We start from the raw sequence: 25,947 nt of genomic DNA on the forward strand, positions 1-25,947 counted from the left end.
CCGGATATTTCCTAAAGAAACCTTTTTACTGCACTGATTATCTCTTCTGAGGAGAGTTCTCTGTCCGAAGCAACATAAATTTCGTTATGATCGCCCGTAATCGAGTGAATTCCCACTCGCATAATCTGAAGATGGATTTCTTCACCATTTGGGTAACTACGCAAAATAGTCGTAACGATTTTGGTTGTTTGTATTACCTCAACCGGTTGTGCATTGAAAAACACGAGTACTTTTTTCATTTTGAACCTTTCAAAGGCCTGCTGCGTTTAATTTAGCATCTGACAAATATCATCATAAAAGGCAGCATAAGATTAGAGCGGCCTTGGCTAATGTTATCCCAGTAAGATGTATCCTGTTTCCCTGGAGTTCCCCAGAAGTCATCAGGAAATGTGGCCGGGGTGACAGGCTCTGTCATCTGGTGTTGGCGTAGCCGACAGAACCACAGTTGAGACTATGGCATTCGAAGAAAATAGCAAATTTATTTATCGAACTAATCGAAATAATTAATCAATAACTTAATTTCATTTATCGGTGTCGGCGAGTGAATGCACCTGCAATCATCGCCTAAGAACATTCTCAATCCCGCGCTTGCATATGGTTTTCTTCCATGCTTACGCTTGTTAAAAATGATTCTTCCATAAAACTAAGTCCGAGTCATAAGGAAAGAGCGCCTTACCAAGGTTGAGCTCAGGGATGAGATTTCACTCCTCAAGTCAGCGCTGTGAGGTGTCTCAATCCCATAAGAAGTACTCTGCATATATTGCCCTCCCACGAGAGGGCTTTTTTTATTTCAGGCACTGCTCACGCACATACACCTGCAGGGCCGTCAGTTGTTTGGTGACGGTTTCGATTCGCTCTCTGAGGGTGAAATAATCCCGTTCAGCGGCGTCAGTAAGTCGGGGGCTGGTTGCATCATCCACGCCGGGGGCGCTGGCCGTTCCGTTCGCTGGACATCTGGCGCTGACTTGCAGCCGACGCTTACCAGCAGCAACATCACGTTCAAGCTGATCAATATTGGCTTTGGCATCTGCCAGTTCTCCGGTGTATTTGGCATCCAGCGCAGCAACGTCGCGCTGCCGCACTGTCATATCGTTAATGGTTTCCTGCCGCTGCTTAGCCAGTGATTCGGCGTTATCCGCTCGCCGGGACTCTTCGCTTATCCGACCGAGCAGGGCATAAATAATAAGGGCCGATAAAAGAAGCTCAATGCCGATTAACAGCCAGGCCTTAGAAGTCATTTTTACTCTCCGCCAGGCATAACGATCGTTCCATCTCCCGGCGGTTCTGCAACCCCTTCCACTTCATGCCACCAGCGTAAACCCAGCGGCGCATCTCTTCACATGCACCAACCTGATCCCCTCTGTTAATTTTCTTCAACAGCGTGGACTTTGAAAAAGCGTCAGAACCAACATTAAAAACGAAGCTATAGAGCGCCGCACGCTGGTATTCACCGAGAGGTACTTTTACCAGGCTGTCTACGGTACGCTTTGCTGGTTGAAGGTCTTTCCAGAGGAAGCGGTCACATTCCTGATCGGTGTAGGTTTTGGAACGTACTATGTCAGCGCCAGTGTGACCATCACAAACCGTCCAGACTCCGGCGACATCTTTGTAGGCTTCATATTTCCGCCCTTCAACGCCATCCTGACCACCGAGGAACAACGAGGCGATCAGCATCGCACCGCCACCAGCGGCGGCAATAAGTTTTTTACGCAGGCTGATGGTCATCGACATATCACTCATCTCCAACATTTACCGCCGGGCCGTATTTCTCCAGAGCCCTCACCTGGGCGTTGGCGACCTTGCGTTTGAAGTACCAGTTAATAAGCCCGGTGATGACAATTCCCGCAATACCAGCCAGCACGCCGACGGCACTCCATTCATCAGGGCTCAGTTTTGTCAGAACACCGTTCAGGATGGTGCCGCCGGAAGTGCCGAGCGCGACACCGGTTACGAGTTTGCTCATATGGGACATATCTCTCACCTCGCTGTTGAGCGGGTGCTGTGTGAAAGGGTCAGGTTCTCGGGCTGCAGCTAACGACAGGCCATCTGGTTTTGATTGCCCGGAACCTGGTAATAAAAAACCCGCACAAGGCGGGTTATGGATGAACAGCTTTACGAAACAATCCTGTCATTTGTGGGGATTAGGTGCCATGCTTCATTTTTCATCCGCTGGCTAAGACATGAAACATGAAGACAGAATTATCGGGAGCGCTGTCTTTGACATTCTCCAGGCAGGGGTCGTAAATCACATAAGTAAAAAAATGCTGATTCAACACCTCACCCGTAAGTACGTCTATATCTATGAGACCAGCTCTTCAGTAGAAGAATCTCTTCATTACGAATCTGCAATAAAAATTTTAAGCAAATCACCCGGCTAATCTGACCGCAACGCTAACAGGGCTGCAGATACATAAGTGAACCAACAATGTATCGTTTTTTAAAAGCTAAAAAAAATGGCCTGCTCGGACGAACAGGCCATATCAGGTAAAGCATCTCTGGATGGTGCCGGGTGCCTCCCGGTGTAACGTCGACTGGCTTCAACGTTACGCATGCATCTACTACAAAAGGACCGCCAGTTACGCCCCTCCGCACAGGGGGATTCACCATTTGCTGAGTGTTTTAATTATGACTTTTAAGAATGCACTGAAATGATAGTACACGTTTAGCTCTAAATACCAGTTTTGTATCAGGGTCAGGAAATTGATTATCGTATCTTTCACGTTCGATTAAATCATGCCAGTATTGAGTTTTGGACAGGAGGTTCTCTCATGAAGACAGAGGCTGAGATCATTGGGGCAACAACTCGAAGAATTCTCGAATCCAATCCTTCTGCAGGAATTAGTCGCAAACGACTGATTGAAGAACTCACCAGAGAGTACCTTAAGCTCTATGAAACCAGAACACTAACAAACGATTTTTTAATATACGAATCAGTGTTGTGGCTACTCATCAACCAGCCCGCATCTGTCGACTTGCAAGACCCTGAAAAATAATAAATGAACAGGCCTGCGAGAGATTCTCTCTATCTTTCATCCAAATTTCAGTTCAGGAACATGGAAGTATTCTGTGAAAAGACTAAAAAGTTTGAGTCTGATTTTAAGCTTTTCGCTCTATGGCTGCGTGGTCGCAGATATGGACTCAAGTAATTACACATCCGTTCCTTACATCCAGACGTTTCAAAAACCACAGACGATGGGGCGTACAGATGTCCAGCAACGGAGGAAAGATCTGTATGCCTGCGGTGTGCCCAGCTCTCATCCTCTTCATTCATGGGATGAAACATTCCGACGAAATAGCCTCGTTAACGGAGAGAGACTGGAACAGCATGATGAACGCATATACAAAATTGAAAATTGTATGAAGGCAAAAGGTTATACAATGCTGGATTTTGGTACATGCGGGCCCCTGAAAAAACCAAGTGGTAAATGCAATTAACCCACGTCACATCAACCGCGTCGACTCCATTGTTTTGACCGCCGGCGCATTCACGACAAGACCAGTTGAGGGAACGGGCCAGCGACCAAAGAAGGTGTCTCTGGCGCTGGTCTTAGCAACGCCCCGTGTGGATTAGGGAATGAGTCTGTCACGCGGTGAGCCAGATACGAAAAAGCCCCGCAATATGCGAGGCTTCAGTGAGTTTTTCTGTTTGCAAAACGGCGCTATGACAGGGGTACTGGTGCAATGCACCTCGCGAATACCCCTGTCGTATCGCCGGAAAGCAAAAACCCCGCCGGGGCGAGGTTTTCGAATCTGTCAGATTGTGGCTTAACAGCGTTGTTATCATGTCGTAGCTCTGCCAAGCATGAATACATTAAACAATTTACTGGCTCGTTTTCAACATTAAAATCATAAAAAAGCACGATTAATCAAAAAGGGGGTTATTACTCCTCAGCCAGTAGCTTTCGTGATGACAGAAAAACCTTTGCCCTGAAAATCTCCAGGCACCACCTGACGCGTCTTCTGGCTTCACTGTCAGTCAACCAGGGAGCGATATTCTGTAATTCACGAGTGATGTCTGAAATTTTTTTTCGTGTCGTGTAGAACTGAACGCCAACCATATAGACCGGGTCGTTTGCGTCCAGCGCCAGCAAAACACTTTGCTCCACAAAATCGATATCATCATTGCGAAGAGCCTGTTCAATTACGTTCATGGACTCCTTTGGCCAGAGAATGGCATGGGCGCGCTTCATAATGTGCTGCCCTTTGTACCCCTCACTGCGAGCCTGAACCAATGCTGCCGTAAAACGTTCAAGCGCTTTATCCGACCAGCGGTTTCCCCTTAGCGCATTCCAACAGCTATGATTTCTTGGCATTTTTGGAGCAAGGTCTCCCCTTACACCCTCCCCCCAGACTGTCAGCAGCGACTTTATCCAGCCAGACTGGATGACTGTTAAAGGTGTGAATTTACCGAGATAGCTCTTACGGGGAGCAGTAGCTATAGTTCCCAACCCTGCGAAGTGCTGTCGGCGTTGACGTGGAGTCATTGTTTTTTTCCTTGCTGTTGGGATTTACTTGTGTGGCGCACGATCGCCTTGAGGCATGCCCGCGCAACGCTTTCGGCCTGGTACCGGTTGAATTCGGAGAAGGTCATGCGGCCTCCTGCTGTTTGAGCGCTTTCAGTTTCGAGCGGTATTCGTCCCGGATCCGGATATAGTCATCGCGAGTCCATTTCGGCAGCGCGTGTGGTCCCATCAAAACGTCAAAGCGCGCCTGACCGATTTTGGCGATAAGCGCGTGGCCGTACGCAATGAGGTTTCCAGAAAGGTGGTTATTGCAGACTGAACACTGTTTGTGGCAATTATCCTCATTAAAGCGCAGCTCCGGGTTGGCTCCGGTCGTGCGGAAGTGCCCGGCGTGATACTGGCCTTCGTGATGACGGTCGCAACTGATGCACGCAAGGTTCCGATCCCGGTACCGGATAAAGTCGTTAAAGGCTTTCTGCGCCTGCTTAATGAAGTAGCTGAGCGGTTTCACTGCCATGCGGCGTTCGGCCTGGCGCTGGCGATCAGCTTTTTCTTCCGCCACCAGCCTGGCTTTATCTTTCCTCTGCTTTTCTGCTTTTGCGGCGTCGTTCGCTGCTTTGCCGTGCTGACAGGCGCACTCATAAGAACAGACGTATTGCTCAGGCCGTACCGGGTGGAACCACTCACGGCATACAGTGCATTTACGGCGTGGTTTCTTTTTCAGAATGGCAGGCATTGTTGTCCACCTCCCTGGATGATGTGCACTTCGTGGCGATGCGCATTCAGATAGCTGTTCCAGTGTGCCTGCCGAATTATTGATGCCTGTTCTTCAGCCAGGACCGGCTCACGTATTGCCTTCCCTTTTCGGTGATGGTCCTCCCGAATCACTTCACCTTTCAGATAAAGCGCCTGACAAAGCGGGCAATAATCGCGGGTTTCCATTCCCCCGGCTTTACCTGAAAAGAAGATGTTTCCGTGCCAGGTCCCACACATCGAGCACGTGGGCGCATCACACGTGAACATTCCCCGAGCGTTGCAGAGGTGATGATTTTCATCCTCGTCTGCATCCCAGCCGATGATCCCATCGCAATAGAGCGTTGCGGGCTCACCGCAGAAAAGGCATTTTTCCTTTTTAGCCATGATCACCCCGCATAACTCATCAACTGCGCCGCAGCGTTCTCTGCTTCCACTTTGCTGGTGAATGCGCGGGAGAGGATGAAACGCCATAACACATTGAGAGATTCGTTGTAGAGAGGGGCAAACGTGGTGTCATCCATGTTTGCAAAAGAGATGCTCTTTGCCCGCTTGCGCTGGGTGCCATCCGGCAGGTTTACGATTTCATAATAACCGGCACTGACGATTACCCATTCCCGATAGGCATCGAACGATTTAGTGGCAGTGATATTTGATGAACGTCGCTCAGCCACGTCAGCAAAAAACTCTTCGGCATACGAAGTCAGGACGTCACCATTGCCCACCCGAAGGGCGAGATACCCCGCATAGCGATTAACGATGGATTTTTCAGAGGATGTTATTGCTCCGCCGTTCGGCTCCCAGTATTCGAAGCCCAGGTTCAGGAGAGAGAAGTACTTGCGATGAAGAGCGGCGTTACGTACCTGGCGGAATTCGCCTTCAAGCACGGCACCGAGCTTACATTTTAAATACAGAAAATCGCTGGTCTCCGGTGTAGCGGGGATCAGGATTCCTGAGGACTGCTGGATGAGTTGTAACTGCGCCATGGGTTTCTCCGTGGCGCATAGTAGTCAGGTTATCGGGTGTTCAGGCCGATAGAAATATTATGCTATTTGGATATTACAAAGGTCAATCTTTGGCGGAAAACTCCCTGACGATCTCGACGAGGGTGTCATGCGCTATGACACGTTCATCTGCTTGAAGGTGTTTGTGAGTGACCTCCATACCATCACTGCTAAGGAGAACGCGATCACCTGGTCTGAGCTTAAACGAGTGCTCGATAGTGCCACCTGAACTCCATACGACGTCGACACACATTCCCCCATCAGAACACACCTCAGCCACGTAAACCCCCTTCTTTGCTATCCACAAATACACTCTTCCGGTGGAGTGAAGCCACCTCGGCACAACCAAAATAACAAATGCCGCAATTTTCCTAATAGGTTCGCCGGAAGAAAAATTCATTTTTCTACTGTAGCGTTTAAACCATACATCAAATCACTGTATGTATAAACAGTAATTATCTATTTTGATTGAGAGTGCACGTACTTAGCCGAGGATAAAAATTACAATTATGTACATGATTTTTATGATTATTTTATAATTCATCACGCAGTTTTAACAGTAATGAACAACTAATTTGCGGTTGAGTAAATATCGGATTAGGAGTCTGCCATGTACCAAGAAGGCACCTGCACGATCCTAAAAATTATTATTTAAAACTGACACAGTCTGTCATAGAGGTGATTTATAGCCACCCTGCGCCAATTCATTAATCGGATGCATGATTAATTAAAAAAAAATCGTTCGGTATTATCGATCGTGCGTTTCATTCACAGCAGGTCGCGGATAAGGAAAAGCCCCGCGAGAGCGAGGCTTGATTGTGGATGGCGATGGCTACTTTTTATTGGCCTCAGCCATTTCAATGTAGCGAGGGTCACTGGCTCGCGGTAGCTGCAAGCTCTTTTCTCGGTAGAAGCGCACGCGATCCATAAAGTAATCGCGCAGGTGCTCTGGCTGTTCGCGGGCAACCTGTTCAGCGATTACCGGCATGTTCATCCGCTCTTTGTAAGCGACAGCGCTAGCAGCCAAATCAACGTTAATCTTGTCGCGCTCTTCCTGCAATTTTTGCAACTAAGTTCAGATGAGACATAACTTTTCACCTTTTAAATAAGTTACGCATCAGGTAAAACTTCACAAATAGTGGAGAAATTCATGCTTGAGATGTTACACTATTTTATAGATTATGAGGAGCCAATAGATGACCACACCTCGTCGAATGCTGGAACTGAGCCCAGAAGAAATTCGCAAAATTTCTGAAAAAGCCGTCGATACAGTTGCGGCTCAAAAAATTGTCACAAAAACATCATTCGTTAATGCTTCCCTTAAAGGCGAGGTCAGCTCTAAATCCTCAAGTTCTAAGGCATATCAAAGTGGTCTAAGTCAGGGTGCGCTTGCCAGACGTTTAGATAACTCTTCTCGTACTTACCTAGTGCAGGCCGGAAATAAACTTTCTCAACGTGCTCGTTCCATCCTTGAATCAGCAATGTCAGAGAGCAAAAGTAATGAAATTTTGCAAAAGTCTTTCAATAAAGCAATTAAAGATAACAAAAAATAATTCCATTTTAATGGAAGCATCCCGCGACTGAACTTTTTCATTCTGGTGAATCATGTCTCAAGAGAAAAAATGGGTATTTACCGAGTTAGTAAAAAACCCTGATAATTTGCAGCAACTTTTATCTTATGCAATTTATAAAAGATTCAAGGATGAAATAGCCAGAACCTCGCGCAATGGCGGTAAAAGTGAAGAAGATATTGAAAAGGATCTAAATAATTACCATGAACAATGTCTGAATTCACCACAAACGCTGAACACATTTCGCGAAAAGGCAAGTGCAACACTTGAAGGATACGTCAATGACGTTATTTCTCAACTCCGAACCAGTTTATCGGCAGAACTAGCCAAACAAGATGAAGAAAACAAGAAAATTATCAATAAGTTACAAGGCGACATAAAAGCAGCCGAAAGGACAGCCTTTAAAAGCTTTACAGAGGGTGCAAAAAGGCATGCAAAGAAAGTAGAAGAGCCTAAAGGTGTGGAGTGGTGGAAAGATAAAGCTTGGATATTTATTAAATTTCTTTTTTCTGGCTTACCAAAATTTGTTGCCACAACTGTATCCATGGGATTTTTAGTAGCAGTTGTAACATTTGCAAGTGGTGATGCGAATAATTTGGTAAGAACAGGACTAACAAAAATGGTTGATTTAATCGCTCCAGCTAAAACACAAACAACCGAATCCACACAAACTGGAGATAGTCAAAATCATATGGACCCATCACAAAATAATAATTAACTCGGGCAAATGGTTAGCAAGATTGGTAGCCTTGGTAGAAGCATTGTACATAGAAATCCAGAATGCCACGCCATCACTTTAATTTAATATATTTCTAGCAGATTGCTATACAAAGTTTCGGCGAAGATTGTATAACAAACAATTTTACTGAATCAGGATACCTATTTATCTCTCGAGCCTCGATAGTCCGGGTAGATAAATAATGTTCATCTAAATAAGAACCTGCCGAAGCAGGCCCAATGCCACTATGCTTCTACTCTCTTATCATTCGGTAGGACTGTAACGAAACAACATTGTTTTCTATCGACTGCAACCGCGCATGAGGAAGTGCATCTCCAACTAATTCATATAGGATATCTACTTCAATATCCATTTCCTCAGCAATGCGTTTCACATCGTAACCAAGCTCCTCGATCAAAAACATCAAAGCTCGACGGAACAATTCGGGTTGTTCATTAGGTATTAAGTAATCTTCTTTTTCATCGATGGCTTCCCCCTTACGCTTCAAACCAACAAATGCTGTTTTGTATTGCTCATCAGTTAAGAGGCCCAATTGGTGCGCCCGATATACAATAGCTGCTTTACTTACCTTCCATGTCAGTTTGAACTGACTAAGTCCACTCCAATTTATTCTCCCACCAACTGGCCTTGGAAAATATTTAGCCATTGCAGTCCTTGGAAGCAAAAGAGCGGAAGCAAAACGGTTAGCCTGAGATTCGGTTAATCTATCACCAGTTGAGATCCCTTCATGTAGTATTAGATGAGCAACCTCATGCGCAATATCAAATCGTTGCCGGCACGGGGAAGTTTTGGCCGTATTACGAACAATGAAAGGCCTGCTCAAAGGTACAGACAACGCATCCACTTCATCAGAGACAGAATTAAAGGATGTTACAAACGCCCCAAGCTTCTCCGCCAGACGAGTCATATTTTCAATGGGGCCAAATCCTAATCCCCAGTCAATACGGCATTTTTCAGCTGCGCGTTCTATATCCTCTTGAGTCTGAACCCGCAGTTCCGGAAATTTAACGGGGGACAGTTCCAAGTTCTCTTCAAACACAGCAATAAATCGGCGATAAAACTCAGCTTTGGCAAGAGTAGAGAGTTTCGTCGACATTCTTGTTGAGGTACGTTTACGAAAATGAACGATTTCTTCATTAACTGGGGAGTGTTCCTGTCCTTCGAAAAAGACAGGCTTCACTCTTAAAACCTCGGCTAATTTATTAATAAGATCTGAGGATGGATAGGCTGAGCCTGATTCCAGTCGCTGAACATACTGCCGCGTTTTATCCACTTTATCAGCAACCTGTTCCAGAGATAGCTCGTGATACAGACGAGCAAGCCTTAAATTAGAACCGTTGAACACATTTCACCCACTATTTATTCTGCTGTTTCTTTTCCTTCTCAGCCTTAGATGCACTGATAGGTTCTAGTTCGATAGGAACCGGTGCTGGTGGTACATCATCGACAGAGTTCAGCATAACAACACGACCTTCGCCGTATGTCCAGGAAGATACAATCTCACCGAAGACGTTATAACCATTAAAGATAACTTTACCTCCTTCGCCCTCAAATTCAGGCTTTTCAACAATGAACCTATGCATTGTTGGGATCGTAACTTCTGCCTCGAAAAGTTGATCGGCCATGTTTCTTTTAAAGAAACCTCGTTTTTTAGGATTATCAGCATCATCCGTAAAAAAACGGACGGGGACTTTACCAATGGAGAAAGTAAGATCCATTCCTGGGTTCAGCAATCTCATCCAATCATGAGTTTTGCGAACACACATTTGGAGAAGAGATTGCCTCTGGCGCCCAAACGTGCAGCCTCCACGGGTATAATTATCATCAAGGGAGGAGGACAATAGCTCATGGGTAATATCCTGAACCCGGAGTAATTCCTCAGCGATAATAGTTAAGCGCTCTTCAGTAAGTTCAGGAAAAAACGCCCAAGGACAGGGATGGGTTCGCATTAACAGATCTCCGCATTCTTTCGTGCAAAAAGTGACTTTTGTCAACCAAGATGTTGGTGCATATCTCTTAATTTGTCAACTAACAAAATCTGTTGCGGATCAAATATTATGTTTCTTGAATATCATTTTTATAAGGCTGGTAAAATTTCATAAAACTGGTACGTGCAATCTCCCTTAGTTTTCAACGTCTGGTCCAGCACAACCTCAGCAGGCCACACCGTTTCGGCTACATCCACCAGCAGCAGGCTTTCCAGCTCAACGATCCGGCGGTACGCGTACTCGAGTAATGCATCACTCACATCACACCCCCTTCGGCGCTGCGGCCATCATGGCCTTGTGCATTGCATCGTAGCCGTCCTCCTCTACGCGTCTTTCCGCATCAATCATTGCGCGGCTAGCGTCAACCGGTACCAGCGCATAACCTTCCGGCACCGCTGCCGGGATTGATGGCGCACTGGAGGCATTCGGGTGCAATGCGCGGATTCCATCGGCTATTTCCGCCAGCGTGGCAGAGTATTCCAGTTGAGCATCATTGCCGAATTCAAACGTGCCGGTTTCAGGATCAGTCGTTCCGTGTTCGTTATCGTAAGCCTCGCGTTGAGCGTCAACCCATTTTGCGGCTGCTTCTATACCATCACGGTAAAACGAGACTGTCGGGATTGATGGTGCGGGGTGGGTGTACACTTCGACAATTCCATCATGAACGGGCCATTCCCCATCCTTGCAATAATCCGTTGTTGCCTCGACAGTTCCACCTGAAATGTGAAACGCACCAATCGGCTCTTGCTCATGCGCCGCCAGTGTGAACTTCAACGCCGCCAGGGTGTTTTCGCCTTCCTCGCCCAGCCCAAACGGTATTTCGTTGCGAGCAGCTTCCCAGTCAGCAATGGTGCGCTCAAGTAGCTCTTTGCTCAGTTCGTGTTTCATACGGCCTCCTGATACTGGTCAATCCCCATGCGTTGGCAGGCGGTAAGGTAAATTGGGGTTTCTTTTTCGATGCCAATGAAAGGGCGTCCAGTCTCCTGGCAGGCAACGCCACAGGTACCGCTACCCATCGTAAAATCCAGCACTACATCGCCAGGGTTGCTGTAGGTTTTGATGAGGTATTTCACCAGCGACAACGGCTTTTGCGTCGGGTGGAAATTTCCGGTCTGTTTGTCGCTCGAGCAAAACTGAACGTCTCGCGGGTACCGGCTGGTTGAATCGTATTCCGTCAACTCCAGCGCTTTCCCGTAACACTCAGAATTGACAGTTTTCCGCTTACTGGTCTTGCGTTCGTGACCGTGAGTGAACTGCGGGTTATACGTTGGCTGGCGTCGGTAAAACACCTGGATGTTTTCGTGAGCACGCAGCGGCTGCTTTTTGGCATTGAGAAAGCCAGTAGCGTTGCCTTTCTCCCAAATCCATTCAGTACGCCAGTGGCGCAGGTTGCTGTTGACCAGCACGCTGGTAAACGGCTGCGCGGAAAACAGTACGATTGCGGCTGACGGTTTGGCGATGCGATAGAGCTCCTCCCACATCACCTGCAGATCGAGAACAGAATCCCAGCGGCATTGCGTGGTGCCGTAGGGAATATCGGCACATACCAGGTCAACCGAGTTAGTGGCTAATGCCGGGAAGACGTCGAAGCAATCGGCGTTATGCAATGTGACCATCTTCACTCCCCTCCCACTTGGTATTGCTCGAACCAGAACAAAACCGGCTTATCGACGATTTCAATCAGGCTAAATCGCTCAGCGGTGCGGAAATTGACGCTGTAAGCACGTGCACGCTCAATCTGATAACTGATTTCCTTGCGCATACCCTCAATGCTCATAGTGGCTTTGAATAGGTTGCATGGAGCGCATGCAGGGAACAGGTTCTCGATAGCATGCAGTTCCGGGTTCATGACTCGACCATTGCTGCGCGTAACATGAGAAACGCGGCTCCCGGCTGGGGCGCGGACGATGTCGAAGTCACGGCGAACCGGTTCAACATGGTCGGCGTGCCAGCCCTTTTCCGGTAACTGGCATCCGCAATACGCGCAACGTCCGCCGAACTTCATGCGCAATTCTGCACGCTGGGTTTTGGTGATTTTGTTCTTTGGCTTTGAGAAGCGATCGTCAGGGATTTCAACCTTCGGCAGGTGCTTCGGCAAATCAGGCAACTCAATCATCACGCCCTCCCGCCTTTGAATCCAAACTTCGCCCTGATTTCCTGAACCCTGGACATACTCTCTTCGCGGCTTAATGGCTTTTTCCCCATCACCGGCAGTCGCACAACGGGCTCAGGTAACACCTCGCCGCTACGGACCCGCTTAACCATCTTCACCAGTTCTTCCCCGGCCTTGCGGTTCAGCTCACTGTCGGTAAGACCCTGCAGTCGCATCTGCTGGCTTAGGGTGGTGACCATCCAGTAACAGGCTTTGGATTTGGTGGTGTGCTGTTTGTCTGCGGTTTTACCGGGCCACGGATAAGACTCGGCGTCCGGGTAGCTACCGCGAGTGCGGCAGTACTGGTAGACCAGGGCAACCAGTTCGTTCTGGTCAGGCAGACCTACAGCGGCGCTTTCCTCAGCGCGGCACCAGGCGACGAACTGGCCGGGCGACGGCAGGAACGGTTTCTCCTGACGACGTGCAACGCGCATGCCGGCATCGACTTGTTCCATGCTGGTGATCCCAGCTTCCCCAAGAGCCAGAAGCCACTGACGACGAATCTCGTCGTACTCGCTCTGGGTGCGAAGGGCAGACACGGCAGCCGGGAACGCAGCACGCAAACGTGCGAACAGCGAGTTAAAAATCTCCGCTAGCTGCTCCGCCTGACGAACAGGTGCTCTTGCATCCTGCACTTCAGGCATTCCGTTGGCGGCACGTCGGAAGTTTTCACGGTCGAAGTTGTGAAGTTGCTCAGAGAGATTTTTCATTTCAGCACCTCGTTGATCCAGTCGGTGTTGTTGAAGTCGATAGCGGTACCGCCACGAGTAACACCGCTACTCTGGCTCTGGCGCTTCGTGGTGAGCTTGTCCCACTGTTTGCGAAGGCTGGAAGGGCTGAGGATATTGTCTTTCCAGAAAACGTCCTGGCTGGCCCATTTGAACAGTGAGCAGATGTCGTGATGAGAGCGAAAGTCCTGCACGCGCATCAGTCGGATAGTATTTGCCCATTCGACCCACTTGGGCTCTGACAGACTGGCATTCACCACCAGCGCCTGGTCATAAATCCACTTGGCAGCGCGGAGGTCTTCGGCGGTTCCCCAGGATTTACCAGCTGGTGTGTAAATACCGCCGATCGCTTGTGGGTGACGAGAGAGAAACTTCTCGGTAGGGTCGTCGGAGGATTTGTCAGAATTCTCAGACGAAGATCTTTTAATACTGTTCTTGTTATAGTCTTGGGTGTCTACCGTTTCCGGGAAGGTTTTTCCCGATTTCGGGAAGGATTTTCCCGTTTTCGGGAAGAGTTTTCCCGTTTTCGGTTTGTCTAAAATCCAGGCTGATAGGTCAGTATTTATACCAACTATTTTCATCACGCCCTGCTTGTGACTGAAAATAATTCCACGCTCAGCCAAGGCGCTTATCGCATCAGAAACATGCGAATCGGCAAGCCCTGTAAGCCCGGAAATGACAGTATTCGTAACCCGGTCCTGTTTTTTGTTCCATCCGTAGGTCAGCCAGATAACCGCTTCCAGGCATTGCCATTCACGTCCTGACATGCGCAGGCGCGGCTTCAGCTTCTGAATCTCGTTTGCGATCCTGGTGTACCCGTTGGACAGGTCGGCCATAAGACCTCCTGTTTGCTCGGTTTTGATAGGGAAATTGAAAATTTCAGCGGTGTTTGACATACTGTTCTCCGCAATTACGCACTGTTTTTGCACCTGAAAGCCGTTGGTGTTCGAGCACCGCGGCTTTCGCCATTTTTGAACCCGTCATACTGCCCCCAGCATCGACGTTACGATTGTCATCAGTGGGCCAACCTGATCCGGCATCAGCCGAAACAGGCTTGCTATCCCCTCACTCACCTCCTTCAGTTTTTGATGTTCTGGCGCGCCCAGCAGCACGGCCTGTTTTGCTTCCGCGCATTCCTTCATTGCTGCCGCAATGCGTGCCATCTTGTCGTCCTCAGGTACCAGGCGTCCGCGAAATTCCAGTGGCAGAACAGCCAGGATCGCCGGCGTCAGCAGTCGAACGTTCTCGCTGTACTGCTTGGAGTCAAAACGGTTATCTAGGAAGCGAAACAATTTCTGCCGTTGACGTGATATTTCCGGCGGAAAGTCGATTCCCTCCCCGCCGCGCTGTCGCCACTCCTCAACGATGAGTGCAGCAACTACATCCTGCCCTGCACTGCCAGCCCAGCTGCGAACGGCATCACGGATTGCGCCACAACTGACGACCTGCTTCTGTTGAGTCCGATTTATCAACGCTGTTGGAGCGAACCCATTACTCTGTTGATATGTAAGTGATTGCATTGTTAAGCGTCCTGACGTGGTAGGCCGTCGGTTGGATTTGGATATGCGCTCGGATCGATTTCATGGGGTGTTACCTGCCAATCTAGAATCCGGCACAGTGGCAAAATACGACCATGGGGAATTTTGCCTTTTCTCAACCATTTACCAACGGCCTGGGATGAAATACCAAAGCATTCACCGATACCCACTTGCGTCATATGACTGCTGATTTTTTCTTTGAGTTGATTGTCCATTTGTAGCCCTACTTCGTTGCTTTAGGTGATCGGAGAATAGCACTTAAAACTTTTGGTTCCAACAAAAATCAAACCAATAGTTCTGATGAACTATAAAACCAATGGTTGTAAAATGAAAAAATGAATAAAAATACTCACCCTGTATTTGCTAAGAGAATCCATCAAGTGATGGAGGAAAATGGCTGGAGCATGGCGGACCTTGCGAGGCGCGTAATGCTCTCCCACACGTCTGTGAGAAAATGGGCAAATGGTGCATCGGCAGCGAGCGGTGAGCGCCTTAAAAGGCTGGCGGCTGTAACCGGAAGACCTGAGTATTGGTTTTTTATGGAACAGGGAAAAGAAGGTGAAAACGGCGAGGAGCTGCCATCACAACCTCGCGTTCTTGATGAAAGAGAAGAAACGTTGCTTTCACTATTTAATCAACTCCCTGATGCAGAGAAGTTGCGTCTGATTATTCATACCAGAGGAGTGGTCAGAGAGATGGATCTCCTCCAGAATGACGTGTTTGATATCATTAACGACATGAAGAAATAACCCTTCCCTCGATGACTCAAACCTAAAGACACCTGCAATGGTGTTTTTTTTCGCCCTTTAATAGAACCAGTGGCTCCATTTAACTTTACATATCGAACTTTTGGTTGTATTGTTAGCCCATCGACAACAAGCGCATCGTTGTCAGGTTAAAGAAACGTTCCGCCAGCCTGGCGACAAGGGCAGAGGAGTTAGAGATGAAAGGTAATACGAAGAAAACAGGAATGATCGGCTTTGGAGCGTGTTGGGCACGTAAATTCGATTCACGCCAAAAGCCAATACAACTCCCAAGTTCTCGGTCGGATGGCGGGAAAGGTTCAAACAGCCCTGAAGCAAAACACCATCGCCGCGCCCAGCAGAGATTCAACAAAACAGGCGGCATTCCTCGCGGCAAAGCCTACGTGAAAATGTACCGCCTGGGATATCGCAGTGAGAGCCGAAAAGACCTTATGCGAGCGACTCAATAGGTTTCAGTGCTAACGGCTGATCCTGTTCCGGCACATAACGCTCTTTGACGATAACTGCCAATTTTTGTTTGGCCGCAGGGTCGTCATTTGATGTAACGAGGCTGTTTATCTGTTCTGAAAGTGAAAACCATCCGTGTGTATCGCAAACATAAACCACTGATGGAACTTCACGAATAGTTGGTGGTTTTGCTTTGATGTTAACCAACTGATTTGTCTGATTAAAAGACAAAGTGTCTTCACCGCAAATAGGACATGGCTTAGTTACTGATTTCATAGTTATTCCTTGCTGGCTGTGTGAGAACTACCAGCATACCACCGAGCCTGAAGTGGATAAAAGACAGGCATAACAAGGAGATCAATATGATTGATTTTGCCAGAGAACCCACCAGGCAGCAGGCAGTTCGGTTGAACTGGTTTGAAGTCACTATCCGCCGCATTTGTTACCTGCTGGTGCAGAAGGGAAATCCGGATGCATCACCAGATGGCAAACGAGCCATAACGTAAAACCCGCCGAAGCGGGCCTGTACGTCCGGTGCCACCGACCAAAGTACACCGGAATTTACCAAAACCAATGAATACCCAATGGGCGCTATCAATGGCTCGGGGATCTTACATCCAAAAATGAGGATCTGACATGGAATTTTTCCATCTACTTAAAGCCAGTCAGAAGTCGGGCAAGAAGGATGCAGTGATTTGGTTCACTGCGAAAAGTGCAGCGCGCGCCAATCTCCAGCTCGATGTGGCGCTTGAAGAAGCAGGCATTGAAGAAACTGGCCGCGGTAAAGATTACGCAAAACCGATCCGCACGGATTTTCCGGTGGTTAACGACCTGCCTGAAGAAGGCGCAGTGGATTACACCTGGTGTGAACGCTATGAACTGGCTGACGATGGCCGTACATGGCAACTGAAAGCCAGCAAGGCGCCGGCAGATGAGTTCCACCCGGCACCGAGCGCAGCAGTTGTTGATACTGGTGCTGAACTGCCAGATAAGCTGGAAACTGCCGAAGAAAATGCAGCACCTGACGCTGTAGCAACTGTACCGGTTGAGAAGCGCGGGCTGGCCGTTCGCCTTGCCATCTACATGCTGAATGACAAATACCTGACCCACGTAACAAAAGATCAGCAGATTGCCGCCAGCGAATTGTCGATGGATGAAGGCAATTTGTACATGCGGAACTTATTCCAGGCCATCAGCGATGTTGCTGAGTTTGCCGATCTGTCTCTGCACGTCGAATGGAAGCTTGTCCAGGCAGTTAAATCAGTATTTCCTCAGGATGAAGTGCATGACCAGACGATGCTGGTCGAGTTTGTAACTGACTGGATCGCTGCTGAACCGGATTCCCGTAGCCAATTGGTAGAAAGCTGGCTAAGTGCAAAGTCTGAGGACGGTACTTCGGAAGAGCTTAGCAGCGACGTTGAAGAGGCTATGCAGTGGCCGGTCGCTCAAATGCCGCTGCGCAAGCTGCTGCTTTCTCAGTTCATCGTTGATGAATTTACCCACCACGTTACGGCCGAACAGCGTAATGAAATCTCCGCGCTGGAAATGGACACTGACAACAGTTACGTCCAGAACATACTGCTGGCCGCAGAGAATGCCGACGGCATGAAAAGCCTTTCCACTAACGACGTGTGGAAATTCACCCAGGCAGTTAAGACCGTCTTCTCTCGGGATAAACGCCATGAACTGGGGGCGGTGGTTGCATTCACCAAGGCCTGGGTGGGCACTCACCATATAGACCGCGGGTTGCTCGTTAAAGAGTGGGCCGCCGGTAAACGTCTCTCCGCTATTCAACGCACCGCTGCTGGCACAACTGCTGGCGGCGGCATCCCAACCGACCGTAACCCTGATTACATCCACACGCTGGACACGCTGGATGTCGAAATTGCTGCGGCAACTCTGCCGATGGACTTCGACATCTACAACATTCCTGGCGGGATCTATCGTCGGGCAAAAGAAATCGTATCCAGTAAAGATAGCCCGTGGAAAGAATGGTCGGCTGTTCTTCGCAGGACACCAGGCATTCTTGATTATTCGCGCGCAGCAATTTTTGCGTTGGTTCGCTCAGCCGAACCTCATTTGTACATGAATTCTGCTTCGCTAAATGCTTGGGTGAGTTCAAACCTCACCGAAACCGATCACGCAAATCCCACCACTGACACACTCGCAGCAGCACGTCAGTTGGACAGCGCGTCTGTCATTGCCGGAGTCATTCAGGGTACCGAACCGGTTGAGAGCCTCGATAAGCTGGCCCCTGAACTTGCTGTAGTGGGGAAACTGGCGGCAGAGGCCGCGAATAAGGCAGAGACGTCTACCACAACAAAATCTGACGTTGCCAACCTCGGCAACGGCATTTTCTCCATTGATGGCCTGATGGGTCAGCAATCCACCACAAGCACAACCAAAGAGGCTGCCGATGTGCAGATGGAAACGACTGTCCAGGTCGAAAGCGAAGTTGGTAGCGCGGTACCAGCAGGCCAGATCGTTGATGAGTCTGGTACAGAAACAGCTCCCCTGACGGCCAAAGAGATTCTGGCTCCGGTCGGCGAAGTTCTCGCAACTGCAATGGCTAAATTTGCCGAAAACGAAGTGGCTGATGAGATTGTCGCCGAACCGGTACCAGGACTCGAATACCCGGCCTATTTCGAACCTGGCCGCTATGAGGGTCTGCCGAACAACGTCTACCACGGCGCTAACGGTATCAGCAGCACGCAGGTGAAAGACGCGCGCGTCTCACTGATGTACTTCAACGCGCGCCACGTCTCCAAGACGATCGCTCGCGAACAGTCCAAAGTGCTCGATATGGGCAACCTGGTGCACGCGCTGGCGCTGCAACCGGAAAACTTGGATGCTGAATTCAGCGTTGAGCCAATTATCCCGGAAGGTGCATTCACCACCACGGCTACGTTGCGCGAGTTCATTGATGCTCATAACGCCACCCTGGCGCCGCAGCTAAGCGGTGACGATATCAAAGCGCTGCTGGAAGCCCACAACGCCACCCTGCCCGCCCCGGTACCGATGGGTGCATCCATTGAAGAGACCGGCCAAAGCTACATGTCCCTGCCAGCGGAGTTCCAGCGCATCGAGGCAGATCAGAAGCAAACGGCTGCAGCCATGAAAGCCTGCATCAAGGAATACAACGCCACCCTGGCCGCTCCGGTGAAAACCAGTGGCAGCCGTGACGCGCTGCTCGAGCAACTGGCGATTATCAACCCTGACCTGGTGGCGCAGGAAGCCCAGAAACCGGCACCGCTTAAAGTGTCCGGTACCAAAGCTGACCTGATTCAGGCGGTGAAGTCCGTGAAGCCGGATGCGGTATTCGCTGACGAACTGCTGGATGCTTGGCGCGACAACCCGGATGACAAGATTCTGGTGACCCGCGCGCATCTGGCGACGGCCCAGGCCATTCAGGATGCCCTGCTGTCACACCCAACTGCCGGTAAGTTCTTAACTCATCCTAACCGCGCTGTTGAGACGAGCTATTTCGGTATCGACGATGAAACCGGTCTGGAAATCCGTGTGCGCCCTGACCTTGAAATTGACATGAGCGGTGTACGCATCGGCGTTGACCTCAAAACCATCAGCATGTGGAACGTCAAGCAGTCTGGCCTGCGGGCGAAGCTGCACCGCGAGATTATCGACCGCGATTACCACCTGAGCGCATCCATGTACATGAACACCGCGGCGCTTGACCAGTTCTTCTGGATTTTCGTCAACAAAGACGAGGGTTACCACTGGATAGCCATCGTCGAGGCCAGCCCGGAACTGATTGAACTGGGCGCACTGGAGTACCAGGCCACCATGCGCTCAATCGCTAACGCATTTGACACTGGCGAATGGCCAGCACCGATTGTCGACGACTACGCCGATGAGCTTACTGATTACGACCTGCGCCGACTTGAAGCGCTGCGTGTGGCATAAGGGGAATGACGATGGAAAATACAAACGTAGTAGTAGCTGACCAGAATGCAGTAGTTAACTCGAACATCGCGCTGTTTGACCCACAGTACCTGAATGCCATCAGCGCTTTCGCTCAGATGATGTCCCAGGGCGTAGCGACAGTACCAAAACACCTGCAAGGGAACGCCGCCGACTGTATGGCCGTCGCGATGCAGGCAGCGCAGTGGAAGATGCACCCGTTCGCCGTCGCCCAGAAAACCCATCTGATTAACGGCGTCCTGGGCTACGAGGCGCAGCTCATTAACGCAGTCATATCGCGTAGCGGAGCGCTGGCCTCGCGCTTTGAATATGAGTGGTACGGACCGTGGGAAAAGGTGATCGGCAAATTTCAGATCCGCAAAGGCGACAAAGGTGAATACCGCATTCCCGGCTGGACGCTTGCTGATGAAGAAGGAATCGGGATCATTATTCGCGCCCGACTGCAGGGCGAAGCTCAACCACGCGAGCTGGATTTATTGCTGGCGCAGGCGCGCGTGCGAAACTCCACCCTGTGGGCGGACGACCCGCGCCAGCAGCTCGCTTATCTCGCAGTTAAGCGCTGGTCGCGCCTTTACTGCCCGGACGTAATTCTCGGCGTGTACACCCCAGATGAACTGGAGGAGCGCACTGAGCGTGAGGTTAACCCTGAGGCAACCCAGCGCTTGTCAGTCCAAGAGATTACCGCTGAGGTATCCACCACCAACAGCGCGCAGGAATCCGCAACCAACATCGATGTGATGGCCGACGACTTCCGCGACCGTATCGAGGCTGCGGAAGATGTGGATAACGCCAAAGCGGTGCGTGCTGATATCGAATCGAAAAAATCCATACTCGGCACCGCGCTGTTTACCGAGCTGAAGAACAAAGCCGTAAAACGTTACTACCTGGTGGACTCTCGCAATAAAGTTGAGGCGGCTATCAACTCCCTTCCGAACCCTGGCGAACCGGGCGCCACCGAGCAATTTGCCGTAGCCGAGAAAATTCTGGCATCAGCCAAACGTCACCTGGGCGATGAGCTGTACGAAAAATACAGCGTCAATCTCCTAGATCTGAAACCGGAATACGTGGGCTAAGGGAGGCGGGAGGCTTAGGCCTCCCGGTAAAAGCATGAATAAATTCACCAAAGAGCAGCTGGTTAATTACGTAAAGGGATGTATCGAGCACGCCGAGCGGTTTCCGGGAGTCGAAATAGCCGACAAAGAAAAGGCGATATTTGAAATTGCACTGGCAGAGCTGACGAATGAACCGGTACAGGAACGCGAGCAGGTTCGCCGTGAACACGCTGAATGGTCACAAGCTACATTCGGCAGTGTTGGCCCCATCGGTCCGTTGAAGCATCTGTCGAAAGAAGCACTGGAGGCAGCAGCAGAACCTGGCGACCTCAGCGAATGGGCTGATATGCAGTTCCTGCTCTGGGACGCTCAACGTCGTGCCGGCATCACCGACGAGCAGATCACCGCAGCCTGCATCGAGAAACTGGCGATAAACAAACTGCGTCAATGGCCCGCGCCAAAGGAGGGGGAGCCACGACTGCATGTTCGTGGAGAAGACGAGGCAATCAATGCCCGACGTCGGCGCAACCGCGAATCAAATACGCGCGCTCGGGAACGTGAAACACCGACGCAGCGCAAAGCCAGACTGGCTAAAAACAGGGAGAGGATGGCTATCAGACGCAAAGGCGGTGGAGCATGAAACTGATTAACCGCGGCAATCAGCAGTCCCCGATCGCGCGCCAGGCATGCGACATCGCGCTGGCCGCCCACCAGCAAAGATACGGCGACTATGGACGCAGCAAGATGAAAGAGACTTATACGGTGAGGGTTGAAGGCGTGAAGGTTTGGGTGGAGGTGGTGAACCGCAAGGCGAGCTATGTGGCCACGGCAATGACTGGCATGCGCCGCCTGCGTGCCCTTCCCGGCCAGGTGTCCTGATAAAGAATTATCAAACGGCCCCGGCAGGGGCCAGGAGAGCGGTATGAACAAATTAGCAATTCAACCGGTTCTGGTGAACCGGGAAAACGTTCAGGCGATGCTGGGTGGGATTTCACGCACAACGTTCTGGAGAAAACGTCAGGCATGGGAGAGAAGCGGCACACCCTTCCCTACACCAGCACCGGGAACGAACCCTGGTAAAGGTGGAGAGCAGTACCGCTATTGCGATGTGATGCGATTTTTTGCCGATCAGGGACTGATTGAACCTACGCAGGAGTGAATATGCGCAGCCAGTTTTTCAACTGCCTCCTGCTGCTCTCTCAAGTAATCATGCTGGTCATAGACGGCGAGGACACCCGCAAGTTTGTGACCCAGCACCTTTTCAGAGACATGGGGAAGGATCCTCAGCTCACTCATTTTGGTTTTAGCGGTGCGACGGAGGTCATGAATAGACCAATGCGGAATGTCCAGGTCTTCGCGCAATTGAGCAGCTAGGTTAAGCAGCACTCCTGCTGCCATTGGCCGGTCCTCTTTCTTCGCGGCAGGTGGGAAGACCTGACGAAAATCAGGATAAAGCGCAAATGCCTTCTTCAGTAACTCAACAGCTTCCTGAGACAGTCCTCTCACGAAAGGTTCACGCGTTTTTGAACTCGTTTCCGGCACATTCCAGACACCGCTATCAAGATCGAACTCATCTTTTTTCGCCAGGCGCATTTCAACTCCACGGCACGCTGTAAGCAGGAGGAGTTTTAGCATCAGCTTATTTTGCTCCGTGATGGTCGATGCTTCTACCGCTAACCAGAACGCCCCAATTTCCTTGTCATTGAAAACTCTCTTCCCGGTCTTAACCGGTTTACCAACATCCATCACACGAAGATCGGCAACGGGGTTTGAACGAATCAGCCCGGCTCGGATGCAGTAAGAGAAAATGGTTTTCATCCGAGAAAGAACTTCACCAGCAAAAGTCTCTGCGCCATTCTCACGCATGCGAGCGAATACGGGCTGCCAGTGGGATACGACCATATCCTCAACGACCATTGAGCCAACCTGGCTCACCACGTGCCTTTCAAGTGCGCGCTTCCAGTGATCGTGTTTAACGAGCCTTTTTGCAGGTGCACTATCAAGCCAGGCATTGACACATGCCTCTACGGTTGGAGAAGTTCTCTGCTGGTCGAGGTGCATTTCACGGAAAGTGATTGGATCTTTCCCGGTACCGAGAATCTTCCTTGCTTCTGCTGCCGCTTCCCTAGCCTCCTTCAATGACAGGTCATCATATTGACCCAGCGTCATGCGCCTTGGCTTGCCATTAAACTGATAGCGAAACTGAAAGACGATCATGCCGGCTGGTGTCACACGAACAGACAAGCCATTAGCGTCTGACAGTTCATAACGCTTCTCGCAGGGCTTCCCTTTTATTTTTCTCAGCTTCGCATCGGTAAGCATATTCGTTCCTGAATGTGTACATCACTATGTACAAAAAATACGTGGCACAAAGACGCACGGACAGAAACGAAGTGAAACACCCAAGCGGTTAAAAGTCAAAGATGATGAGGCCTAGAGAGGAGAATTTGAAACGGGGTGAAATCAGGAGAAACATCGTATGTGTCTTACACGTAAGATCACATACGAAGTAAATATTTAGGTGTTAACAATCAATTACGCCGCCATCTAACCAACAATTGCTAAATTGGTGCGTAATGGTTTACGCAAATGCCTGCCCTGCGGGCGTTTTTTACATTTGGTAGAGGGATGGTAACACTATTAAAAGCGGGAATGCACCTGTGAGTGAGATATTGGTTCAATTCAGATTTTTTCAAGTGGGTGGAAAAAACATTAGGTTTCGTAGCCCAATGCTTTGATCACTTCGGCCATCGCCTGCCGCGTTAATTCAGTACGCTGCACTTTCTGATTCGCCAACATCGTGCGCACCATGCCGGCAATCACAATGTGTTTGGGCTCCTGCCCAAGGTCGCGCATTTCGAGCACGATTTTGCCAACAACCCGGCACATTTCTTCATATAACTCGGCATCTTTGGCTTTTCCCATTCGTTCCTCCTGCGGGTGGACCCCTTTTTTAATAGATTGCCGTTCTGGCGTGCCTCTTCAATAATGCAGAGTGAACGGACGAAGACGTTATTTACTATAAGGAAATCGCCATGTCATTTACACCAAAAGAACGTGATGCCCTTCTCGCTTGCACAGGCGTCGGCGCGAAAGTGGTAGAAAGACTCGAACAGATGGGATTCAGTTCATTGCAACAGCTACGCGAAGCGAGTGTTGAGGAGATTGTTGCGCAGGGGGCCGCCCTGGTCGGTTCAACGTGCTGGAAAAACAGCCCACAGGCGAAAGCTGCCATTCAGAACGTGATCGCCCTTGCGCAATCTCAGCAGGAATGAGGGTAGTTTCAGGTAATAAGGGCCGGCGAACCCGGCCCAAAGGCATTACATCTTATAACCCAGCGTAACCGTCGTACGACGATCGGTATGCTCTGGCGCCGTTGACGGCGGCTGAGAGTTCCAGGTCAGGTTGTAAGCCACCTTCAGACCGAAATGTGAGTTAATGGCCACATTCAGGGCGGTCTCAGAGTTAATGGTGGTGTCTTCGGAGCCAAACACCGAAACACCCTGCGTGAATTTGGTGGTGTCGGTCATCTGCCATGCATAGGTACCAGACGCATAACCCAGACCCTGCGTTTCGCTATCACCATCGGTGAATTCGTCATAACGTACACCCGGACCGAATTCAAAACGGAAGCTATGCACCGGACCGTTAAGGAACTGTCGACCGTAACCCGCAGTGACCACGTCGCGTTGACGGTAACCGTTGTAGCGATCGGTCAACCAGCTCGCCTGACCAAACAGATAGTCATAATCGGTCAAGTTGTAACGGCTACGACCACCCACTGAGTATTTCTCGGAGGAGCGTTCATCGTTGGCAGAGGTGTTACTGGCGGTTCCCCACAGAGACCATGCAGTCGCGGAACCGTACCAGGTCAACGTAGAGTCGGCAGTTAAAGAAGAACTTGTGGTATTTCCTGACTGGGCCAGATAGCCCCCGTTCAAATTACCTTCAAACGGTTTTTTAGCAGTTGATGGGTCATCCATGACAGTAAATACGGTGTCATCAGCGGCAGCATTCATGGACGCAAGCACGCCTCCCGCAAGAAGAACCAGCGCGGGTACTGTCTTTAAAAGCTTCATTTGGTGTCTCTAAAAATACATAACAAGGTTATGCGCTAATTTTGCGCGCGCCAATGTTAATACTATCCGTTGATAAAGACGATGAAATTTCGCTGTATTTATCCACTTTGCTGACCGCATTTCGGGCCACCTTTATGTCTGTCTGAAGCCTGTCGTCAGGTCGCTTCTCCCCGTTGAATAGCTGCTTTCTTTGCCCTTCGCATAAAAGACTAACAAAAGTCATAAGAGTAAACAAAATCAAACCCAGATGACTTAATAAAGATTAAGCAATGATTAAATTTAACACTGACATTAGTCATTGAATTGAGACTTAAATAGACTTAACCTTTACTGCACCCACCCATAGGACTGGCTATCTTTTTTTTATTTGAGGTCTCGTTTGAATGTTAATTCTCATTATTATCATGGTGTTAATGCTTATTACGTTCGGTGTTTTCGCACTGATGATGATAAAAACTCAGCAATCGTTAAAAAAACTGAATGCTGAACTGCACGACCGTTATTCGCTTCTTTGGGCGGATTACACCCGACGGGGGCAACGTATCAGCTTATATGAAGCGGGAATGACCAAAGAGAGTGTCGATGCACTCGACAGGCAAGTCATGGCACGGGCGAAAAAGTTTGCGATAAATGACGCGCCGGCCGACGTTTAAACCAGTGAGTAAGACGACTGCCCCGTGCCATTTCGGATTAACCGCAGCACTGCTGCATTCCCTCTGGCGATGCCGAA

General features: G+C 49.7%; 36 protein-coding genes and 1 pseudogene. 14 read left to right on the plus strand and 23 right to left on the minus strand.

Annotation, left to right across the window (positions count from 1 at the left end; translation table 11 throughout):
* Nucleotides 1-11 precede the first annotated feature (11 nt).
* The 4 genes from ACUY4Q_RS13975 to ACUY4Q_RS13990 form a co-directional block, all read right to left on the minus strand.
* A complete protein-coding gene (locus ACUY4Q_RS13975; RefSeq protein ID WP_458043353.1) occupies nucleotides 12-239 on the minus strand; it encodes a hypothetical protein in 228 nt (75 codons plus the stop codon).
* 546 nt (nucleotides 240-785) lie between these two features.
* Entirely contained in the window at nucleotides 786-1,238 is a 453-nt protein-coding gene (locus ACUY4Q_RS13980) for a lysis protein (RefSeq protein WP_458043354.1), read from the minus strand.
* Nucleotides 1,228-1,725: a lysozyme gene (locus ACUY4Q_RS13985; protein WP_458047342.1), complete on the minus strand. Its 498-nt coding sequence runs from the start codon at nucleotides 1,723-1,725 to the stop codon at nucleotides 1,228-1,230. Before ACUY4Q_RS13985 ends, ACUY4Q_RS13980 begins: the two co-directional genes overlap by 11 nt.
* A 7-nt stretch (nucleotides 1,726-1,732) precedes the next feature.
* Nucleotides 1,733-1,963 (minus strand): class II holin family protein, encoded by a 231-nt coding sequence (locus ACUY4Q_RS13990; RefSeq protein ID WP_458043355.1) that lies wholly within the window; start codon nucleotides 1,961-1,963, stop codon nucleotides 1,733-1,735.
* An 805-nt stretch (nucleotides 1,964-2,768) separates the two neighbouring features.
* Here ACUY4Q_RS13990 and ACUY4Q_RS13995 point away from each other — a divergent pair.
* Nucleotides 2,769-2,993: a hypothetical protein gene (locus ACUY4Q_RS13995; protein WP_458043356.1), complete on the plus strand. Its 225-nt coding sequence runs from the start codon at nucleotides 2,769-2,771 to the stop codon at nucleotides 2,991-2,993.
* 73 nt (nucleotides 2,994-3,066) lie between these two features.
* Nucleotides 3,067-3,435 (plus strand): hypothetical protein, encoded by a 369-nt coding sequence (locus ACUY4Q_RS14000; RefSeq protein ID WP_458043357.1) that lies wholly within the window; start codon nucleotides 3,067-3,069, stop codon nucleotides 3,433-3,435.
* 446 nt (nucleotides 3,436-3,881) lie between these two features.
* Here ACUY4Q_RS14000 and ACUY4Q_RS14005 read toward each other — a convergent pair whose 3' ends face one another.
* The 5 genes from ACUY4Q_RS14005 to ACUY4Q_RS14025 form a co-directional block, all read right to left on the minus strand.
* Entirely contained in the window at nucleotides 3,882-4,484 is a 603-nt protein-coding gene (locus ACUY4Q_RS14005) for a hypothetical protein (RefSeq protein ID WP_458043358.1), read from the minus strand.
* A 103-nt stretch (nucleotides 4,485-4,587) separates the two neighbouring features.
* Complete coding sequence (locus tag ACUY4Q_RS14010) at nucleotides 4,588-5,187, minus strand: recombination protein NinG (protein WP_458047343.1); 600 nt, start codon at nucleotides 5,185-5,187, stop codon at nucleotides 4,588-4,590.
* Nucleotides 5,184-5,603 (minus strand): hypothetical protein, encoded by a 420-nt coding sequence (locus ACUY4Q_RS14015; protein ID WP_458043359.1) that lies wholly within the window; start codon nucleotides 5,601-5,603, stop codon nucleotides 5,184-5,186. Before ACUY4Q_RS14015 ends, ACUY4Q_RS14010 begins: the two co-directional genes overlap by 4 nt.
* Nucleotides 5,604-5,605: 2 nt before the next feature.
* Nucleotides 5,606-6,202: a DUF1367 family protein gene (locus tag ACUY4Q_RS14020; RefSeq protein ID WP_458043360.1), complete on the minus strand. Its 597-nt coding sequence runs from the start codon at nucleotides 6,200-6,202 to the stop codon at nucleotides 5,606-5,608.
* An 850-nt stretch (nucleotides 6,203-7,052) separates the two neighbouring features.
* The gene (locus tag ACUY4Q_RS14025; RefSeq protein WP_458043361.1) at nucleotides 7,053-7,289 is read right to left on the minus strand and encodes a DNA polymerase III subunit theta; all 237 of its coding nucleotides are present in this window, start codon (nucleotides 7,287-7,289) and stop codon (nucleotides 7,053-7,055) included.
* A 127-nt stretch (nucleotides 7,290-7,416) separates the two neighbouring features.
* On the opposite strand from ACUY4Q_RS14025, the gene ACUY4Q_RS14030 reads away from it, so the two are divergent.
* Nucleotides 7,417-7,773, plus strand: a complete 357-nt coding sequence (locus tag ACUY4Q_RS14030) for a hypothetical protein (protein ID WP_458043362.1) — start codon at nucleotides 7,417-7,419, stop codon at nucleotides 7,771-7,773.
* A 52-nt stretch (nucleotides 7,774-7,825) separates the two neighbouring features.
* Nucleotides 7,826-8,509 carry a hypothetical protein gene (locus ACUY4Q_RS14035; RefSeq protein WP_458043363.1) on the plus strand — a complete coding sequence of 228 codons (684 nt, stop codon included), beginning with the start codon at nucleotides 7,826-7,828 and terminating at the stop codon, nucleotides 8,507-8,509.
* A gap of 253 nt (nucleotides 8,510-8,762) precedes the next feature.
* Here ACUY4Q_RS14035 and ACUY4Q_RS14040 read toward each other — a convergent pair whose 3' ends face one another.
* From ACUY4Q_RS14040 to ACUY4Q_RS14085, 10 genes are all read right to left on the minus strand, one after another.
* On the minus strand, nucleotides 8,763-9,875 hold the full coding sequence (locus tag ACUY4Q_RS14040; RefSeq protein WP_458043364.1) for a helix-turn-helix domain-containing protein: 1,113 nt from the start codon (nucleotides 9,873-9,875) through the stop codon (nucleotides 8,763-8,765).
* Nucleotides 9,876-9,885: 10 nt separating this feature from the next.
* Nucleotides 9,886-10,479: a hypothetical protein gene (locus ACUY4Q_RS14045; protein ID WP_458043365.1), complete on the minus strand. Its 594-nt coding sequence runs from the start codon at nucleotides 10,477-10,479 to the stop codon at nucleotides 9,886-9,888.
* A gap of 128 nt (nucleotides 10,480-10,607) precedes the next feature.
* Nucleotides 10,608-10,778: a hypothetical protein gene (locus ACUY4Q_RS14050; protein ID WP_458043366.1), complete on the minus strand. Its 171-nt coding sequence runs from the start codon at nucleotides 10,776-10,778 to the stop codon at nucleotides 10,608-10,610.
* 1 nt (nucleotide 10,779) lies between these two features.
* Entirely contained in the window at nucleotides 10,780-11,406 is a 627-nt protein-coding gene (locus tag ACUY4Q_RS14055) for a hypothetical protein (RefSeq protein WP_458043367.1), read from the minus strand.
* Nucleotides 11,403-12,134, minus strand: coding sequence for a DNA-methyltransferase (locus ACUY4Q_RS14060; protein WP_458043368.1), 732 nt, complete (start codon nucleotides 12,132-12,134; stop codon nucleotides 11,403-11,405). Before ACUY4Q_RS14060 ends, ACUY4Q_RS14055 begins: the two co-directional genes overlap by 4 nt.
* Before the next feature lie 2 nt (nucleotides 12,135-12,136).
* Nucleotides 12,137-12,634, minus strand: coding sequence for an HNH endonuclease (locus ACUY4Q_RS14065; protein ID WP_458043369.1), 498 nt, complete (start codon nucleotides 12,632-12,634; stop codon nucleotides 12,137-12,139).
* The gene (locus ACUY4Q_RS14070) at nucleotides 12,634-13,380 is read right to left on the minus strand and encodes a replication protein P (protein WP_458043370.1); all 747 of its coding nucleotides are present in this window, start codon (nucleotides 13,378-13,380) and stop codon (nucleotides 12,634-12,636) included. The genes ACUY4Q_RS14065 and ACUY4Q_RS14070 overlap by 1 nt, the downstream gene beginning before the upstream one ends.
* The gene (locus tag ACUY4Q_RS14075) at nucleotides 13,377-14,294 is read right to left on the minus strand and encodes a phage replication protein O (protein WP_458043371.1); all 918 of its coding nucleotides are present in this window, start codon (nucleotides 14,292-14,294) and stop codon (nucleotides 13,377-13,379) included. The genes ACUY4Q_RS14070 and ACUY4Q_RS14075 overlap by 4 nt, the downstream gene beginning before the upstream one ends.
* 84 nt (nucleotides 14,295-14,378) lie before the next feature.
* The gene (locus ACUY4Q_RS14080) at nucleotides 14,379-14,918 is read right to left on the minus strand and encodes a toxin YdaT domain-containing protein (RefSeq protein WP_458043372.1); all 540 of its coding nucleotides are present in this window, start codon (nucleotides 14,916-14,918) and stop codon (nucleotides 14,379-14,381) included.
* A gap of 2 nt (nucleotides 14,919-14,920) precedes the next feature.
* Nucleotides 14,921-15,151, minus strand: coding sequence for a hypothetical protein (locus tag ACUY4Q_RS14085; RefSeq protein WP_458043373.1), 231 nt, complete (start codon nucleotides 15,149-15,151; stop codon nucleotides 14,921-14,923).
* Between the two features lie 120 nt (nucleotides 15,152-15,271).
* Here ACUY4Q_RS14085 and ACUY4Q_RS14090 point away from each other — a divergent pair, with 120 nt between their 5' ends.
* Nucleotides 15,272-15,685, plus strand: coding sequence for a helix-turn-helix domain-containing protein (locus tag ACUY4Q_RS14090; protein WP_458043374.1), 414 nt, complete (start codon nucleotides 15,272-15,274; stop codon nucleotides 15,683-15,685).
* A gap of 194 nt (nucleotides 15,686-15,879) precedes the next feature.
* Nucleotides 15,880-16,149 (plus strand): hypothetical protein, encoded by a 270-nt coding sequence (locus ACUY4Q_RS14095; RefSeq protein WP_458043375.1) that lies wholly within the window; start codon nucleotides 15,880-15,882, stop codon nucleotides 16,147-16,149.
* Here ACUY4Q_RS14095 and ACUY4Q_RS14100 read toward each other — a convergent pair.
* The gene (locus ACUY4Q_RS14100; protein ID WP_458043376.1) at nucleotides 16,130-16,423 is read right to left on the minus strand and encodes a hypothetical protein; all 294 of its coding nucleotides are present in this window, start codon (nucleotides 16,421-16,423) and stop codon (nucleotides 16,130-16,132) included. The genes ACUY4Q_RS14095 and ACUY4Q_RS14100 overlap by 20 nt on opposite strands.
* 86 nt (nucleotides 16,424-16,509) lie before the next feature.
* On the opposite strand from ACUY4Q_RS14100, the gene ACUY4Q_RS14105 reads away from it, so the two are divergent.
* From ACUY4Q_RS14105 to ACUY4Q_RS14130, 6 genes and pseudogenes are all read left to right on the plus strand, one after another.
* Entirely contained in the window at nucleotides 16,510-16,653 is a 144-nt protein-coding gene (locus tag ACUY4Q_RS14105) for a hypothetical protein (RefSeq protein WP_458043377.1), read from the plus strand.
* Between the two features lie 130 nt (nucleotides 16,654-16,783).
* Nucleotides 16,784-20,068, plus strand: a complete 3,285-nt coding sequence (locus ACUY4Q_RS14110) for a RecE family exodeoxyribonuclease (RefSeq protein WP_458043378.1) — start codon at nucleotides 16,784-16,786, stop codon at nucleotides 20,066-20,068.
* 11 nt (nucleotides 20,069-20,079) lie between these two features.
* Complete coding sequence (locus tag ACUY4Q_RS14115) at nucleotides 20,080-21,159, plus strand: RecT family recombinase (protein ID WP_458043379.1); 1,080 nt, start codon at nucleotides 20,080-20,082, stop codon at nucleotides 21,157-21,159.
* Nucleotides 21,160-21,328: 169 nt separating this feature from the next.
* Nucleotides 21,329-21,628: pseudogene (locus ACUY4Q_RS14120) on the plus strand (dATP/dGTP pyrophosphohydrolase domain-containing protein); the annotation flags it as partial.
* 146 nt (nucleotides 21,629-21,774) lie between these two features.
* Complete coding sequence (locus ACUY4Q_RS14125; protein WP_458043380.1) at nucleotides 21,775-22,017, plus strand: DUF4060 family protein; 243 nt, start codon at nucleotides 21,775-21,777, stop codon at nucleotides 22,015-22,017.
* Nucleotides 22,018-22,060: 43 nt separating this feature from the next.
* Entirely contained in the window at nucleotides 22,061-22,297 is a 237-nt protein-coding gene (locus ACUY4Q_RS14130; protein ID WP_458043381.1) for a hypothetical protein, read from the plus strand.
* Here ACUY4Q_RS14130 and ACUY4Q_RS14135 read toward each other — a convergent pair.
* Together ACUY4Q_RS14135 and fumD are read right to left on the minus strand one after the other, a co-directional pair.
* A complete protein-coding gene (locus tag ACUY4Q_RS14135; RefSeq protein WP_458043382.1) occupies nucleotides 22,267-23,460 on the minus strand; it encodes a tyrosine-type recombinase/integrase in 1,194 nt (397 codons plus the stop codon). The genes ACUY4Q_RS14130 and ACUY4Q_RS14135 overlap by 31 nt on opposite strands.
* Before the next feature lie 390 nt (nucleotides 23,461-23,850).
* Complete coding sequence (fumD, locus tag ACUY4Q_RS14140) at nucleotides 23,851-24,063, minus strand: fumarate hydratase FumD (protein ID WP_458043383.1); 213 nt, start codon at nucleotides 24,061-24,063, stop codon at nucleotides 23,851-23,853.
* 110 nt (nucleotides 24,064-24,173) lie between these two features.
* On the opposite strand from fumD, the gene ACUY4Q_RS14145 reads away from it, so the two are divergent.
* Nucleotides 24,174-24,413 (plus strand): helix-hairpin-helix domain-containing protein, encoded by a 240-nt coding sequence (locus ACUY4Q_RS14145; RefSeq protein WP_458043384.1) that lies wholly within the window; start codon nucleotides 24,174-24,176, stop codon nucleotides 24,411-24,413.
* Nucleotides 24,414-24,458: 45 nt separating this feature from the next.
* On the opposite strand, the gene ACUY4Q_RS14150 is transcribed toward ACUY4Q_RS14145, so the two are convergent.
* Nucleotides 24,459-25,217, minus strand: coding sequence for a DUF481 domain-containing protein (locus ACUY4Q_RS14150; RefSeq protein ID WP_458043385.1), 759 nt, complete (start codon nucleotides 25,215-25,217; stop codon nucleotides 24,459-24,461).
* Nucleotides 25,218-25,600: 383 nt separating this feature from the next.
* Between ACUY4Q_RS14150 and ACUY4Q_RS14155 the strand changes: the two genes are divergently transcribed.
* On the plus strand, nucleotides 25,601-25,870 hold the full coding sequence (locus tag ACUY4Q_RS14155) for a hypothetical protein (protein WP_458043386.1): 270 nt from the start codon (nucleotides 25,601-25,603) through the stop codon (nucleotides 25,868-25,870).
* Nucleotides 25,871-25,947: the final 77 nt, after the last annotated feature.

It is taken from the genome of Phytobacter cepae, assembly GCF_054165735.1.

Bases quoted from the DNA above. Each gene is read 5' to 3' on its own strand.
- ACUY4Q_RS14145 (WP_458043384.1), top strand. From the start codon at position 24,174: ATGTCATTTACACCAAAAGAACGTGATGCCCTTCTCGCTTGCACAGGC.
- ACUY4Q_RS14095 (WP_458043375.1), top strand. From the start codon at position 15,880: ATGAAAGGTAATACGAAGAAAACAGGAATGATCGGCTTTGGAGCGTGT.
- ACUY4Q_RS14045 (WP_458043365.1), bottom strand. From the start codon at position 10,479: ATGCGAACCCATCCCTGTCCTTGGGCGTTTTTTCCTGAACTTACTGAA.
- ACUY4Q_RS14155 (WP_458043386.1), top strand. From the start codon at position 25,601: ATGTTAATTCTCATTATTATCATGGTGTTAATGCTTATTACGTTCGGT.
- ACUY4Q_RS13980 (WP_458043354.1), bottom strand. From the start codon at position 1,238: ATGACTTCTAAGGCCTGGCTGTTAATCGGCATTGAGCTTCTTTTATCG.
- ACUY4Q_RS14150 (WP_458043385.1), bottom strand. From the start codon at position 25,217: ATGAAGCTTTTAAAGACAGTACCCGCGCTGGTTCTTCTTGCGGGAGGC.
- ACUY4Q_RS13995 (WP_458043356.1), top strand. From the start codon at position 2,769: ATGAAGACAGAGGCTGAGATCATTGGGGCAACAACTCGAAGAATTCTC.
- ACUY4Q_RS14070 (WP_458043370.1), bottom strand. From the start codon at position 13,380: ATGAAAAATCTCTCTGAGCAACTTCACAACTTCGACCGTGAAAACTTC.
- ACUY4Q_RS14060 (WP_458043368.1), bottom strand. From the start codon at position 12,134: ATGGTCACATTGCATAACGCCGATTGCTTCGACGTCTTCCCGGCATTA.
- ACUY4Q_RS14110 (WP_458043378.1), top strand. From the start codon at position 16,784: ATGGAATTTTTCCATCTACTTAAAGCCAGTCAGAAGTCGGGCAAGAAG.
- ACUY4Q_RS14085 (WP_458043373.1), bottom strand. From the start codon at position 15,151: ATGGACAATCAACTCAAAGAAAAAATCAGCAGTCATATGACGCAAGTG.
- ACUY4Q_RS13975 (WP_458043353.1), bottom strand. From the start codon at position 239: ATGAAAAAAGTACTCGTGTTTTTCAATGCACAACCGGTTGAGGTAATA.
- ACUY4Q_RS14035 (WP_458043363.1), top strand. From the start codon at position 7,826: ATGTCTCAAGAGAAAAAATGGGTATTTACCGAGTTAGTAAAAAACCCT.
- ACUY4Q_RS14005 (WP_458043358.1), bottom strand. From the start codon at position 4,484: ATGACTCCACGTCAACGCCGACAGCACTTCGCAGGGTTGGGAACTATA.
- fumD (WP_458043383.1), bottom strand. From the start codon at position 24,063: ATGGGAAAAGCCAAAGATGCCGAGTTATATGAAGAAATGTGCCGGGTT.
- ACUY4Q_RS14105 (WP_458043377.1), top strand. From the start codon at position 16,510: ATGATTGATTTTGCCAGAGAACCCACCAGGCAGCAGGCAGTTCGGTTG.
- ACUY4Q_RS14135 (WP_458043382.1), bottom strand. From the start codon at position 23,460: ATGCTTACCGATGCGAAGCTGAGAAAAATAAAAGGGAAGCCCTGCGAG.
- ACUY4Q_RS14090 (WP_458043374.1), top strand. From the start codon at position 15,272: ATGAATAAAAATACTCACCCTGTATTTGCTAAGAGAATCCATCAAGTG.
- ACUY4Q_RS14080 (WP_458043372.1), bottom strand. From the start codon at position 14,918: ATGCAATCACTTACATATCAACAGAGTAATGGGTTCGCTCCAACAGCG.
- ACUY4Q_RS14125 (WP_458043380.1), top strand. From the start codon at position 21,775: ATGAAACTGATTAACCGCGGCAATCAGCAGTCCCCGATCGCGCGCCAG.
- ACUY4Q_RS14130 (WP_458043381.1), top strand. From the start codon at position 22,061: ATGAACAAATTAGCAATTCAACCGGTTCTGGTGAACCGGGAAAACGTT.
- ACUY4Q_RS14020 (WP_458043360.1), bottom strand. From the start codon at position 6,202: ATGGCGCAGTTACAACTCATCCAGCAGTCCTCAGGAATCCTGATCCCC.
- ACUY4Q_RS14115 (WP_458043379.1), top strand. From the start codon at position 20,080: ATGGAAAATACAAACGTAGTAGTAGCTGACCAGAATGCAGTAGTTAAC.
- ACUY4Q_RS14075 (WP_458043371.1), bottom strand. From the start codon at position 14,294: ATGTCAAACACCGCTGAAATTTTCAATTTCCCTATCAAAACCGAGCAA.
- ACUY4Q_RS13990 (WP_458043355.1), bottom strand. From the start codon at position 1,963: ATGAGCAAACTCGTAACCGGTGTCGCGCTCGGCACTTCCGGCGGCACC.
- ACUY4Q_RS14055 (WP_458043367.1), bottom strand. From the start codon at position 11,406: ATGAAACACGAACTGAGCAAAGAGCTACTTGAGCGCACCATTGCTGAC.
- ACUY4Q_RS14015 (WP_458043359.1), bottom strand. From the start codon at position 5,603: ATGGCTAAAAAGGAAAAATGCCTTTTCTGCGGTGAGCCCGCAACGCTC.
- ACUY4Q_RS13985 (WP_458047342.1), bottom strand. From the start codon at position 1,725: ATGACCATCAGCCTGCGTAAAAAACTTATTGCCGCCGCTGGTGGCGGT.
- ACUY4Q_RS14065 (WP_458043369.1), bottom strand. From the start codon at position 12,634: ATGATTGAGTTGCCTGATTTGCCGAAGCACCTGCCGAAGGTTGAAATC.
- ACUY4Q_RS14030 (WP_458043362.1), top strand. From the start codon at position 7,417: ATGACCACACCTCGTCGAATGCTGGAACTGAGCCCAGAAGAAATTCGC.
- ACUY4Q_RS14100 (WP_458043376.1), bottom strand. From the start codon at position 16,423: ATGAAATCAGTAACTAAGCCATGTCCTATTTGCGGTGAAGACACTTTG.